Origin of the sequence: Desulfosporosinus sp. I2 (genome assembly GCF_000960765.1) — a bacterium.
In the GTDB taxonomy this organism is placed as follows: domain Bacteria; phylum Bacillota; class Desulfitobacteriia; order Desulfitobacteriales; family Desulfitobacteriaceae; genus Desulfosporosinus.
The window spans coordinates 1-13,082 of the sequence record NZ_JYNH01000033.1; the positions used below are offsets into that span (position 1 = coordinate 1).

Genomic DNA, 13,082 nt, shown 5'->3' on the forward strand with positions numbered 1-13,082 from the left:
CCATCCAAGTTCTAATTTCGATTGTATTGGGAGCCCTTATCCTTGGCGGCCTGTATCTCATTCTAAATGCTACGGTGCTCCCCACCATCACGGACCGCATCAAGGATATGTTTAACTATCATGGATGATTACCAGCAGTAGAATTATTGTATCTGATCGCAGGGGCACGTTGCTCCTGCTTATTTTATTTTACGGAGGATTTTGAAAATGAAGATTAAAGCTGAAATCAGGAGCATTTTTCAGGACAGCGGCAAGTTGAAAGCCGTATCCAACCTTGTGATCGAGGACTGCTTCGTCGTGAAAAACGTGCGGGTGATCGACGGCAAAAACGGCCTGTTTGTGTCCATGCCGAGCCGTCAAAATGCCGACGGCAAATATTCCGACATCTGCTTCCCCATCCGATCCGAGGTGCGGGAGCAAATCGAAAAAGAGGTGCTGGACGCCTACCATGAGGCGCTCACAAAGGGTGAACAAGCCGGGGACGGAACGGACAGCGACGCTTCGTAAAGCAAAATCCTGGAGGGAGGGGAACCCAATTTGGAAGTGCTCCTAGTATTGCTTATCGTCGCGCTGTTAAACGGAGCCATTGCCTATATCAACGACCTTTTGACCGGGATTGTGCCCATGACCCTGTATGCTGAGCAGTACATGACCACCGTGTCCGGCTCCAATATCGCGGATACGCTTTTTAACATCCTGTTCGGCTTCGGCGTGTCTCTCATCGTATTGAAGTTTCTTAAAAAAGGCTTTGAAACCTATATCCTTTGGAGCGACGGAGACGCGGACGAAGAACCCCTTTCCCTGCTGACCAACTTTTTTAAGGCGCTGGCGGTGGCCGTCTGCTTTCCCACTCTGTATAAGTGGATGGCAGACATTGTGGAGGATATGACCAACCAACTGCTGACCGCCATCGGGGTAACAACGAATTACGGCTGGCAGGCATGGGTGAATGGTATTTCCACGATGGGGCTTGTGACAGCCATCTTCGGGCTGATTTTTATCATCTGCTATTTCATGCTGTACTTCCAGTTTCTCATGCGGGGCCTTGAAATCTTTATCCTGCGGGTGGGCGTTCCCCTTGCCTGCGTGGGACTCCTAGACAACGACAAAGGCGTTTTCAAGGCGTATCTCAACAAGTTTTTCCAGTCCATGCTGGCCGTGGTGGTGCAGATTGTCCTCTCCAAGCTCGGTGTGGGGCTAATGCTCAACATGCATGTCTTTTGGGGCCTGGCCTGCATGATGCTTGCCATCCGGACACCGCGCTTCTTGCAGGACTTCCTCATCACGACGGGCGGCGGTGGTGGCGGGGTTATCAACAATGTGTACCATTCCGTGAGGCTGATCGGCATGGCGCAAAAATTAGCGAAGTAAAGGCGGTGGATGGATATTGGTTACGATGGACGACATTTCCGAGGCGATTATCATCCTTGTCCGCCTGGGTGCCGTCGCAAGGTTTATTTACTGCATGATAAGGCTCTCCGGTGCAGAGGAAGAACAGACGCAGTATAAGAAGCGGGCGAAAAATACCGTCATTTTCTATGTGCTGGCAGAGTGTATCTGGCAGATTAAGGACCTGGTGCTGTATTACTATACCCCATGACGCATTATGCAACGTAACGGCATAATGACGATTATTAGAAAGGGAGGTTTTTATGGAGGATGAAAAGCTGTATATTCCTATGGGGGTAAAGGCTGAAGCCGAGCTTTTCCCCGGCTTCGGCAAAAAGCAGCTCCTGCAATCGGTGATTGGTTCGCTGGGCGCGGGAGTTGTTTCTGCTTTTGTATGGCTGCTTTCGCAAAGCGTCACCTTCACCGTCATCGGCGTGCTGGTCGGGATTGTCGGCTCGGTGATGATGACCACTAAGGACCAGACCAATCTATCGGTGGTGGATCAGGTGCAGAATATGACGCGGTTTGCGAAAAGCCAGAAAATTTATCCGTACCGGTATGGCGATGAATGGAGGTTGGGCTGATGTACGCAATGATACCCGTATATTATCCGTCCTTCGAGGTACACCCCTGTATTGTTAACGATATTTTCAAAGAGCTGATGAAAATAGAAAAGCAAAAAAATATTGAGGAAGAAAACGAGCTGAATATGGAGCTTAATGAGGGTATCGGACAGAAAATGTGAGGCCGCCGATGCAGACGACCTTCATAGACTATTTCTCAGGGATCGGGGGCTTTCGCGCGGGACTTGAAGCCTGCGGCATGAAATGCATCGGACATTGTGAAATCAACAAATATGCGGATAAAAGCTATCGGGCTATATTTGATGTGAAGGAGGATGAATGGTTTGCAAGCGACATCACCAAAATCCAACCGGGAGATGTGCCCTGCGCCCATCTCTGGACTGCCGGCTTCCCCTGCCAGGATATCAGCATCGCTGGCAGCCAGCGGGGGCTTGCCGGAGAACGAAGTAGCCTCTTTTTTGAGATTGTTAGGCTCATCGAAGGCAAAGCTGCCGAAGATCGACCCCAATGGGTTATCCTTGAAAATGTTAAAAACCTGTTTTCCGTTCATGGAGGATGGGATTTTGCGACCGTTCTCTTTGAAATGGCCGCACTCGGCTATGATTTGCAGTACGGACTTGTCAATTCACGGGATTTCGGAGTCCCCCAAAACAGAGAACGGGTCTACATTGTCGCTCATCGACATACTGGAGACGGGTGTACCGGAAGGATATTTCCTCTCCCAAGCGGCAATGGAAAAGCTCTTATCCAAATCATAGGCGGGATGCAGGGACAGAGGGTTTACTGCCCCGAAGGCATCAGCGCCACCCTCACCGCACAGGGCGGAGGTGGTGGCGCTAAAACGGGCCTTTACTGCATGTGTGTGGGTGTAAACCGCATGGACGGCATCAAAGAAAGGCTGGAGCTTGCCCATACCATCACCGCCGGAGACTACCGGGGACTGGATCGGAACCAGACGCAAAACGCTGTGCTGGAGGGCTGTGAAGCCTGCATGCAGCCGGAGGATAAAAACGGCTGCCCCTTCTCTTTTATCGACCTGAATAAAAACCCGAAGCTGACCAACATTGCACGGTGCATCAAGGCCCATTATAACGCCGGAGTTACCAACAGAGGTGCGGATAACTCCGGCGTTCTGCATTTGTGCGCAAGGGCGGTTTTAACACCGGACCGTACGGAAAAACGGCAAAACGGTCCACGCTTCATGGCGTGCGGTCAGCCAAGCTTTACCCTTACGGCACAGGACAGGCACGGAGTTTTGCTCATGGACTGCAAGGCGGCCGACTGCTGCCCGAAATTAAAAATCCGGGAGGGCATCAAACAGGGCTACGGCGACAGTATCAGCCTTGACTTCCCCGGCAGCGAAACACGGCGCAGACGGGTCGGCAAAGGATTGGCGCAAACCCTGGATACAAGCTGCAATCAGGGGATTGTCCTGGTCTGCGGGCGGATACGACGCCTGACACCAAGGGAGTGCTGGCGCTTGCAGGGCTTTTCGGACGGGATGTTTGACAGGGCCAAGGTGGTCAATTCAGACAGCCAGCTTTATAAGCAGGCTGGAAATTCTGTCACCGTAACGGTGGTATACACCATTGGCATGAGGATTTTGGAAGCACAAAATAAGATGGGAGGGTAAAAAAATGGTTCAGACGGCTAAATACATGCTGTGCGGCAGGCTTCCTATGACGAGCACTGAAAGCTCCTTTACTGCTATCTTACGGATACCGTAGGCCGCAAGCGGGAGCTTGCTAGGTCATCTAAAAAAATAGGGGCCGCCGTTGGTATTTCAAGAGCTGCTGTCAGCCGCAATATGCACCTTCTGCGGCAAAACGGGCTGATTGAAATCACCCCCCAATTTACCGATGACGGCGGCAGGCTTGCAAACAAGTATATTTTAAAGTGACAGGAGGTGTATATACGGAGCCATGATGGACGGACTGATATGGAAAGGCGTGCTGTTTTCGGCTTTGCTCCTTACAGCGGCGGTTTGGGATATCCGCAGGCGTGAGATCCCCGATTGGATACCGTCGCTCATCTTTCTAACAGGTATTCCACAAATGAATCCGCCGGACGCCTTTTCCGGGCTTGTGCTAACAGGGTTGCCGTATCTGCTTGCGGCAGTCCTTTCCTATAAAAAAGAAGGTTTTTCCATAGGCGGCGGCGACATCAAGCTGATGGCCGCCTGCGGCTTTGTTTTGGGTGTTTGGGGCGGTATCCTTCAAAGTATTGCAGCCCTAACCCTTTTCCTTGCCGTCGGTATCGGCATCTGTATTTACCGGGGAACGAAAAAGCTGAATACCGTCACCCTGCCCCTTGCACCGTTTTTCTGTGCAGGGGGAATTTTATCTTACTGTGCGCTTCTCATTAGCGCCTCAATCTAAAAAAAACAGGAGGACTAGCAATTATGAAATTAAGCATTTTCAAAAACAGGACCGTGATCGGCCTAGGCTGCATCATCCTTTCCCTGATCATTTGTTTTGGTCTGACGCCGCTTTGGGGCAGCGCGGTACGCGCCCAAACGGAAATCGTGCGGATTACGGATACCGTCAAAAAGGGCGAGGTGCTCACCGCTAACAAGCTGGAAACGGTACAGGTTGGCGCATACAACCTGCCGAGCAACCTGGTGAAAAACAAAAATGAGGCCATCGGCAAATACGCCGCCGCCGACTTGCAAAAGGGGGATTACATCCTTTCCACCAAATTATTCGGAACGCCCCTTGCCGAATTTGAATACTTGACCGGGCTTGACGGTACAAAACAGGCCATGTCCATCACCATCAAATCTTTTGCGGCGGGACTGTCGGGCAAGCTGGAACCGGGCGACATCATATCCCTAATTTCCGCGAGTTCCGGCAATACAGGGATTATCGTGATGCCACCGGAGCTTAAATATGTCGAGGTGCTGGCGGTCACGCTGGGCACGGGGGTGGACAGGGAATACAAGGCGGGTGAGGAAAAGAGCGGCGACGAGGAAAAGAAACTCCCCGCCACCCTGACCCTGCTGGTAAATTCCGCCCAGGCCAAGGTGCTGGCCGGACTTGAGCAAAACGGCAACCTTCATGTAACCCTTGTCTATCGCGGGGCAAAGGCCAATGCGGATAAATTTTTAACTGCGCAGGAGCGGTATTTTGAAACGGGTGAAAGCACGGCTGCCGGCCCTATCGAAAGCAGCCCGCAGCCGGAAAAAGCAGAAAATGCAGCCCAGGAGGATAGCAACAATGCCGAATAAGGGAAAGCAGATTCTGGCGGTCTGGGGCAGCCCGTCCAGCGGCAAAACCGTAACGGCTGTGAAAATCGCAAGGGAGCTGTCCCTGAACAGGAAAAATGTGGCGGTGGTTTTCTGTGACGGGGTGTGCCCCGCCCTGCCCACTGTGCTGAAAACCAAAAAGCCGGTGGAGGGCTCCCTCGGCGAAGTGCTGGCAGCACCCAACGTAACGCAGGAGCTTATCTTGAAAAACTGTATATGCCCCGCCAGAAATCCGTATATCAGTTTTCTCGGCTACAAGGCGGGAGAAAATGTCTTTACCTACGCGGAATATGTGAAGGAACGCGCGGTGGACCTGCTGGTGCTGCTGCGCCATATTGCCGACTGTGTGGTGGTGGACTGCGCAAGCAGTCTCACCGACAGCATCCTGTCCACGGCGGCCCTGGAGGTGGCCGACGCGGTACTGCAGCTGGGAAGCTGTGATTTAAAAGGCGTGTCCTACTTCATGTCCTGCCTGCCCCTCATTGCCGACCGCCGGTTCAAACCGGAGAAGCACATCAGGGTGCTGTCTAATGTAAAGTCCCGGCAGGATTCGGGCGGGTACGAAAACGCCTACGGCGGCGTTTCCTACAAACTGCCCCATGTGGATGCCATCGAGGAACAGTTTTATTCTCTTTCCCTGCTGGACGGTCTTCCCGGCAAAGAGGCAAAAGCGTATGAGCCCGTTATCCGGGAAATTGCAGAGGGGGTGTTTGGAAATGGCTAAGAACATCGGTCTTTTCTTCAACACGGCAAAGCACCAAAAGCCGTTTTCTGAGGTGCTGCAGGAGGTGCAGGAATACATCTCCAGCAAGTATGCCACCGTGATTACGGGCAATCCGGCGGAGCAAAAACAGCAGATCACCGCCTACATCTCCAAGTACCTGACCGATTACAGCCTGGGTGTGGAGGGCTTGACGCCGGATGAGCTTGTCGAAAGGCTCTACAGTGAAATGGCAGAGTTTTCGTTTTTGACCTCATACCTTTTTGCCACCAATATTGAGGAAATTAATATCAATTCCTGGAAGGACGTAAAAATCACCTATTCCGACGGCAGGGTGGTTCCCTCCGATGAAAAATTCAACAGCCCCGAACATGCCGTCGATGTGGTGCGGCGTCTGCTGCATAAATCCGGCATGATTCTGGACCATTCGCAGCCTGCCGTCGTGGGGCATTTGAGCAACAAAATCCGCATCACCGTCCTGGGCAACCCGCTGACCGACCATGGCAAGGGGGTTGCGGCTTCCATCCGGATTGTCAATCCGCAGAAACTGGCGCGGGAGGACTTTATCCGCAATGGGACCTCCACCGCCGAAATGCTGGACTTTTTAAGCGTCTGCCTGCGGTACGGCCTTTCCATGTGCGTCACTGGCTCCACGGGCAGCGGAAAAACCACGCTGATGAGCTGGCTTTTGTCCACCATTCCCGATGATAAGCGTGTGTTTACGATTGAAAACGGCTGCCGTGAATTCGACCTGGTTAAAGAGGACGAAAACGGCCATGTGGTCAATAACGTGGTGCATACCGTCACCCGGTATTCCGAGGACAAAAGGCAGAATATCGACCAGGAAAAACTGCTGGAGTATGCCCTGACCTGCAACCCCGACGTGGTGTGCGTGGGCGAAATGAAATCAGCCGAAGCGTTTGCGGCGCAGGAGGCGGCCCGGACCGGTCACGCCGTCATTACCACTACCCACGCCAATAGCTGCAATGCCACCTACTACCGCATGGTGACGCTCTGCACGCAAAAATACGACCTGGGCGACCGGACGCTGTATAACCTTGTCACCGAGGCGTTCCCCATTGTCCTGTTTGTAAAAAAGCTGGAGGACAGCTCAAGGAAGTGCATGGAAATAACAGAATGTGAGATTTTGCCGGACGGAGAAAGAAAGATTCATACGCTTTTCCGTTTTCATGTTGAGGAAAATGCGGTGGTGGGCGGCAAGGTAAGCGTCCGCGGGGAATTCCAGAGGGTGAACACCCTGTCCGAGAGCTTGCAGAAAAGGCTGCTGGAAAACGGTATGCCGATGAGCCTTCTGAACAAAATCACGAAAGGAGAAGATGCTGCATGACATTTCTCATTATGCTGGCGTTCATCGGCCTGATCGCCGGTAGTTTCCTGCTTCTAAGGCTTTCCCCCTTTGAGTTTGCCGAAAGCATCATCAGGCCGCTGCAAAGCCGGAAAAAACCCATCGGAAAGCAGATTGAGGAAGCAAAATTCCCCAGGCAGGCACGGGGCATTCGTAAGACCATCCAGGAAACCAAAGAAGTGCTGGCGCTCACAGGCAAAAGCACAAAATTTGGAGCGTTGTGCGTCCTTTCCTTTTTCCTGCTTGTGGTTGGCGTACTGGTTTCCCTGCTGATGGAAAATTTCTTTATGGTGCCCGTGGCGGCGGCGGGGATGGCGCTGCTGCCTTTCTGGTACATCCTGTTCACGTCTCACTCCTATAAAAAGCAGATGAACGCCGAGCTGGAAACCGCCTTGTCCATCATTACCACCTCCTACATCCGAAATGAGAGCGTCATCACGGCGGTGGAGGAAAACTTGGGTTACTTGAACCCGCCGGTCGCAGATGTTTTCCAGGGCTTTCTCGCCGACACCAAATTGATCAGCGTCAATGTGAAGCAGGCCCTTCAAGCCATGAAGCCCCGGTTGAACAACGATGTGTTCCATGAGTGGCTGGACGCCATGACCGCCTGCCAGGAGGATAAAACCCTGAAAACCACATTGACCCCTATAATTTCAAAGCTGTCGGACGTGCGGGTGGTATCGGGGGAGCTGGATTATATGATGTATGAGCCCTTAAAGGAGTTCATCACGATGGCGCTGCTGCTGGTTGGCAACATACCGCTGATTTATTTCTTGAACAAGGACTGGTATTCCGCGCTGGTGGACACGTCCTTCGGCAAGGCGATACTGGCGGTCTGCGGTGCAGTGATCTTCGTGTCCCTGGCCGCGGTGATCAGGCTGACAAAGCCGGTTGAATATAAGCGATAATAAAATTCTGAAATGAGGTGAAACCCTTGTATGCCATTCTATTTTTCTTCGTCCTGTTCTTCGCGGCAGGGGCGTATCTTGTCCTTGCCGACGTATTGAAGCTGCCGACCCTTGCAACTACAAAGGCGGTCTTGACGGTGGCAAGGCAGGATAAAAAGCAGACCATGAACCTTGAAACAGTCGTCTTTGAGCTTTCATCCAGGCTTTCCGGTCTTATCAGACTGGATGGCTACAAGCGCCGCAAGCTGGAGGCCGCTTTGAAATCCGCGGGGATGAAGCTGACTCCCGAAACCTATATCGCCAGGGCCTGGGTAAAGGCGGGGCTGATAGCGCTTTTGATTTTCCCGTTGCTGCCCATCTTCCCGATTTTATGCCCTGTCGTTCTGTTTCTGGCGGTGGCGGTCTTTTTCAGGGAGCAGCAGGTGGCTGACGAAATTGTGAGGCAGAAACGTGAAAGGATTGAATATGAGCTGCCGAGGTTCGTTTCTACCGTTTCCCAGGAGCTAAAGGTTTCCCGTGATGTGCTGTCCATTTTGAATTCCTATCAAAAAAATGCGGGCGAGAGTTTCCGGCAGGAGCTTGAAATCACCATCGCCGACATGAAATCAGGCAATGAAGAAACGGCGCTGACAAGGCTGGAAGCAAGAATCGGGAGCACCATGCTGTCCGATGTGGTCCGGGGGCTTATTTCCGTCAAGCGCGGCGACAACGGCGCAGTCTATTTTGAAATGTTGAGCCATGATTTCAAGCTGCTGGAATTGCAGCGGCTTAAGCTTATCGCCATGAAGCAGCCGGGCAAGGTGCGGAAGTATTCCTTCTTTTTGCTGGGCTGCTTTCTCCTTATGTATCTTGGTGTACTGGGCTATGAAATTATGAATGCTTTTGGAAAGCTGTTCTAGGGAGGTGGAGCCATGCTAAAAGTGCTTAAATCCAGAAGCGGAAAAGGATATATTGATGCGGTCGTGGTGGTCCTTGCGGTAATGATGGTGCTTGCTCTGGTGGTCAGGGTTGCGCCGGTGTTTGTCGCTAAACAGCAGCTTGACACCTTTGCGGCGGAGCTTTGCCGCACGGCTGAAATCGCCGGGCGTGTGGGGAACGAAACCACGGCAAGAGCCAACCGGCTGAAAGATGAGACCAGCTTGGACCCGGCCATCAGTTGGTCGAAAACCGGCGACATCCAGCTTAATGAAGAATTTACCGTAACCCTTTCCAATACGGTCAATATCGGCCTGTTCGGTGATTTTTCCTCCTTTCCCATTACCCTGATCGCAAAGGCGACAGGTGTATCGGAGGTGTATCATAAATGAAGCTCGGAAAAATCCTCCGGCATAATTCCGGCAATTCCGCCCCTTTGACGCTGGCGATTGTCCTTGCTGTGATTATCCTGTCCTGCGCGGTCTTTGAATATATGCGGCTGATGGTCATAGCAAGCGGTGTACGGGACACGGTTCAGTCTGCAATGATTGACGTTGCCACCGAGAATTGGGACGACGCCTACAACGGACTGCGCGAGGGCTACAGCGGAGGCTATACCTTGAGCGGGACGGATTGGGTGGTTAGGCTGGACACCGGGGATGTGTACTCCCGCCTGGAAAGCACATTGGGCGTAAAAACGGAAAGCGGAAAATATGTAAAATACACAGGCCCCGATGTGGAATACACCCTGTCCGACCTGTCCGTCAGTATGCAGAACGCTCCCCTTGCCCCGACCAGCACCGGCGGCATCTCCCAGCTATCGGCGACGGGGACGGTGGATGTGGAAGTGCCCCTATCCTTTGGGTGGGGACATCTTCCACCCTTAAAAATTACCATGAAGCTGAAAGGAGGATTTACACCAAAATTCTAAAAACATTGTGCATTTTATCCCGAAGGAATTAAAAAAATTATAGGACTAATGGCCGCTGGACGCGGCCCAAATTGCAATGGTATAATATGTATGAAAATCTACTTCGTTTTTTATTGATAAGCCCTATAAAGGAGGTTGATCTTATGAGCAAATTAAGTGCCAAAACCCAAAAGACGCTGCTGGTTTCAGGACTTGCCGCCATATGTGTCGTTCTGGCCGTTGCCGTTTTCTCCCTTGTCGGAGGTAGCGGTGAAAAGGATAAATCAAATATCGCAAATAACATAAGCAATAACGTAACAGTAGATGATATAAAAACCGACGACAAGGCCGGGGTATCCGTCCCTAATATTACGGCCCCCACCAACGGGACGGAAAGCCAAACATCAAGCAATGTAGCCCTTGATATAAGCAAGCAGCAGGACGTTGAAGTACCGATTGCCGAAACCCCACAAAAACCGGCTGAACCGGAAAAACCTGTGGTCAAGGATGAAGGTGCCCTGAAAAATCCCGATACGCCGCCTGTATATGATAAAGAGCAGACCACTGTGGAGAAAAAGAGCAGCGAACCTAAAAGCGGGGACAAAAAGGACGGCCAGGTATATATCCCCGGCTTTGGATGGGTGAAGGATGAAGGCGGCGGAGGGAAAGGTGAAGTGGTAGATTCGGATGGAGATATCAATAAAACTGTAGGAAAAATGGATTGATGAAAAGCAAATAATGCATTTGGGTTGGAGTATGGTGTAAAAAGCCATACTCTTTTTTATATTATTGGAGGTGTTCATTTGAAAAGAATTATGCCTTTCCTGTTTTGCCTCTTGCTTTTGTGCTGCCTTTTGCCGAGCATCGCATTTGCCGATACGGGCGGTAGCGGAAATATTGATGGAGGAGGCGCAGATGTTGGACAAGGAACAGGTGAAAGCTATTGGGACAGCGGAGATGATGGCGTTCGAGTAACTATTGTAAATGCGACTACAGGTTCACCTGGCAAGACGCCGATAGATCTAACCAATCGAAAACCTGATAATACTGACTATCATTTTGGAAAAGTCAGCAAAATAAGTTATAGAAATGGAGTGCGTTTATCTGTAACTACAAGCCAATATACTTATAAGAATCCGGTACAAACTTTGCCGCGTATTATCAGTAGTGATGGTAACGTAAATATTGAGGCAATAAAAAAATATTTCTGCTCTGAATATGCGGTAAAACTAATTGCCGAAACAGCAGGGATTCCCTATGACACGCTTATCAGTGGAGAATACAAGCTTTTTTTGGAGCCAATTGCCTATTTCATCTTTCAGGGGCAAAAAGTAGCCATGACCGCAACGGAAGCTGCCATGTACGACAATTTGCTAAGCGGTGGATTGCGCTCGAAAATGGGTTCTCTGACCCATAAAAATCTGCCCCTTTCCATGTTTTTGGAAGCCCCGGATTTGGGCTTTGCCACCTATTTCGGCGCAACGAACCAAAACCAGTCCAATGATACCATTATCTCTTGCCTTGGTCTCGGCATTGTGAGATTTGCTGGCCAGCCCGCAACGCCGCCCATTGAAACGGATTACGATTACCAATACAGGGTAGATACAGATGTCATCACCTCGGTTACGCTCTACGCTTCCGGGGAAATTAATCCCGACAGTCCTGCAAAAGTGACTTTCAGGATCAAGGGCAGTACGTACACCGTCAGCAATATCGTCATACCCGCAGGCGAAAGCCAGCTTGTGTGGTGCAAATGGCACACACCCTCCAGCCCTGAGGAAATCACCATTACGGTAAGCAGTACAAAAGGCACATTAAGCCAGACCACGATACAGGCAAAGATTATCCGTCTGGACGAAAATGAACCGCCGAATCCCACGGCAACGGACAGAAATGACGGTTTTTCAACCGTCGGTATTCCGTCAAGGACAGTAAAAGCCTTGGCCTCCTGGGGCGTTTGGTGGGCGCAGTGGCATCCCTATTGGGTCTGGATATCCCATTGGGTGTGGGTTGGCGGTGAGGATGGAAGCTGGGAAGATCATGGCTGGTGGGAGGACCACGGCTGGTATGATTTTTTCAGAGACAACTATTCCGCATCCCTTTCCGGCAGCATGAGCCTTTTGCCGGATGATAAAGTGCCCACCGCCAGCGGCAGCACTATGAAATCGGGCTATGGAGTAAAAACCACCGTCAATGCGCAGTTTACAACCAACGCGCCGCCCTCCCATGTGACGGGTACGCAGACGGCGACAGCCTATTTTCCTGAATTCCATTACAAGGATTACTGGCGCTTGCTGGACCGGACGGCAAACGGATACTCCGCGCAGTTTCAGTTTAAGACAAACAGGTATTCCACCTACAACCGCAGGGTGCATTTTCTTCCGATTTGGTATCCCAACGGACAATACACGGTGGATACCTACATTCAGGACGCCTGGACCCCTGCCGGTATGCTGTCAATCAGCATAAGGGATGATGTAAGCATTTCCGGCTCACTCTATGACGATTGGCACCTTGCGCCCCTTAACCCATAAGTACGGAAGGAGGTTTTATATTTTTATGGAAAACGAAACGGATCTGAAAAAACTTCGTGTTTTGATTGTAGAGCCTGAAAAGCCGCCTTATGTTGCTGAAATTGAAAACAATCTCCGGTCCTTGCAGGAGATGGTGGGCGGAAATATACAGTATGTCGGACTTGACAGGGACACCTTCTTCTACTGCAATGAGGAAGGCAAGCTGTTGGGGCTTCCAGGAAATCGCAAGCTGGATAACGGTGATATTGTGGCGGGGACTTTTATCATATGCCGTGAAGATGGAACAGGTGAAGAAGCTTCTCTTTCGGATGAACAAATCGAAAAATACATGAGACGATTTCGGGAGCCGGAATTATATACAGTCCAAGAGGTCGAGGACACGAGCTATGTCAGCGTTAAATCTTACAATAGCAGTGACGACTTCTTTAAGGCTCATTTTAATGACGAAGATGAGGACGAAGACGAAATGGAACTATAATTAGCAGGGCTTTCGGGGCTGTGCCTAAACGGG

The 13,082-nt window shown here is 51.1% G+C and carries 18 protein-coding genes; all 18 read left to right on the forward strand.

All coding sequences use genetic code 11. The features are described 5' to 3' along the window. Window positions 1-128: DUF6133 family protein (locus tag UF75_RS29975; protein WP_242860187.1), on the forward strand; the 128-nt coding region annotated here is incomplete at its 5' end. 79 nt (window positions 129-207) lie between these two features. Then, a complete protein-coding gene (locus UF75_RS09830; protein ID WP_052693114.1) occupies window positions 208-507 on the forward strand; it encodes a SpoVG family protein in 300 nt (99 codons plus the stop codon). Between the two features lie 30 nt (window positions 508-537). Next, window positions 538-1,371, forward strand: coding sequence for a conjugal transfer protein TrbL family protein (locus tag UF75_RS09835; RefSeq protein ID WP_045574435.1), 834 nt, complete (start codon window positions 538-540; stop codon window positions 1,369-1,371). 16 nt (window positions 1,372-1,387) lie between these two features. Then, window positions 1,388-1,600, forward strand: coding sequence for a hypothetical protein (locus UF75_RS09840; RefSeq protein WP_045574436.1), 213 nt, complete (start codon window positions 1,388-1,390; stop codon window positions 1,598-1,600). 52 nt (window positions 1,601-1,652) lie between these two features. Next, on the forward strand, window positions 1,653-1,973 hold the full coding sequence (locus tag UF75_RS09845) for a hypothetical protein (RefSeq protein ID WP_034106312.1): 321 nt from the start codon (window positions 1,653-1,655) through the stop codon (window positions 1,971-1,973). Then, a complete protein-coding gene (locus UF75_RS28155; protein WP_156146348.1) occupies window positions 1,973-2,134 on the forward strand; it encodes a hypothetical protein in 162 nt (53 codons plus the stop codon). The genes UF75_RS09845 and UF75_RS28155 overlap by 1 nt, the downstream gene beginning before the upstream one ends. 8 nt (window positions 2,135-2,142) lie before the next feature. Continuing rightward, a complete protein-coding gene (gene dcm, locus UF75_RS09850) occupies window positions 2,143-3,606 on the forward strand; it encodes a DNA (cytosine-5-)-methyltransferase (RefSeq protein WP_045574437.1) in 1,464 nt (487 codons plus the stop codon). Between the two features lie 289 nt (window positions 3,607-3,895). After that, window positions 3,896-4,351 carry an A24 family peptidase gene (locus UF75_RS09855; RefSeq protein ID WP_045574438.1) on the forward strand — a complete coding sequence of 152 codons (456 nt, stop codon included), beginning with the start codon at window positions 3,896-3,898 and terminating at the stop codon, window positions 4,349-4,351. A gap of 23 nt (window positions 4,352-4,374) precedes the next feature. Continuing rightward, window positions 4,375-5,199, forward strand: a complete 825-nt coding sequence (locus UF75_RS09860) for a Flp pilus assembly protein CpaB (protein ID WP_045574439.1) — start codon at window positions 4,375-4,377, stop codon at window positions 5,197-5,199. Beyond that, a complete protein-coding gene (locus tag UF75_RS09865; RefSeq protein WP_052693116.1) occupies window positions 5,189-5,941 on the forward strand; it encodes a ParA family protein in 753 nt (250 codons plus the stop codon). The genes UF75_RS09860 and UF75_RS09865 overlap by 11 nt, the downstream gene beginning before the upstream one ends. Continuing rightward, on the forward strand, window positions 5,934-7,286 hold the full coding sequence (locus UF75_RS09870; protein WP_156146351.1) for an ATPase, T2SS/T4P/T4SS family: 1,353 nt from the start codon (window positions 5,934-5,936) through the stop codon (window positions 7,284-7,286). Before UF75_RS09865 ends, UF75_RS09870 begins: the two co-directional genes overlap by 8 nt. Beyond that, window positions 7,283-8,212, forward strand: coding sequence for a hypothetical protein (locus UF75_RS09875; RefSeq protein ID WP_045574442.1), 930 nt, complete (start codon window positions 7,283-7,285; stop codon window positions 8,210-8,212). Before UF75_RS09870 ends, UF75_RS09875 begins: the two co-directional genes overlap by 4 nt. Window positions 8,213-8,238: 26 nt before the next feature. Then, window positions 8,239-9,111 carry a hypothetical protein gene (locus tag UF75_RS09880; RefSeq protein WP_045574443.1) on the forward strand — a complete coding sequence of 291 codons (873 nt, stop codon included), beginning with the start codon at window positions 8,239-8,241 and terminating at the stop codon, window positions 9,109-9,111. 12 nt (window positions 9,112-9,123) lie between these two features. Beyond that, window positions 9,124-9,519 carry a DUF4320 family protein gene (locus UF75_RS09885; RefSeq protein WP_045574444.1) on the forward strand — a complete coding sequence of 132 codons (396 nt, stop codon included), beginning with the start codon at window positions 9,124-9,126 and terminating at the stop codon, window positions 9,517-9,519. Beyond that, window positions 9,516-10,058 carry a hypothetical protein gene (locus tag UF75_RS09890; RefSeq protein WP_045574445.1) on the forward strand — a complete coding sequence of 181 codons (543 nt, stop codon included), beginning with the start codon at window positions 9,516-9,518 and terminating at the stop codon, window positions 10,056-10,058. Before UF75_RS09885 ends, UF75_RS09890 begins: the two co-directional genes overlap by 4 nt. 143 nt (window positions 10,059-10,201) lie before the next feature. Next, window positions 10,202-10,762, forward strand: a complete 561-nt coding sequence (locus UF75_RS09895; RefSeq protein ID WP_045574446.1) for a DUF6550 family protein — start codon at window positions 10,202-10,204, stop codon at window positions 10,760-10,762. 78 nt (window positions 10,763-10,840) lie between these two features. After that, window positions 10,841-12,571 (forward strand): hypothetical protein, encoded by a 1,731-nt coding sequence (locus tag UF75_RS09900; protein WP_045574447.1) that lies wholly within the window; start codon window positions 10,841-10,843, stop codon window positions 12,569-12,571. 25 nt (window positions 12,572-12,596) lie between these two features. Further along, window positions 12,597-13,049, forward strand: coding sequence for a DUF3846 domain-containing protein (locus UF75_RS09905; protein WP_082075085.1), 453 nt, complete (start codon window positions 12,597-12,599; stop codon window positions 13,047-13,049). Window positions 13,050-13,082: the final 33 nt, after the last annotated feature.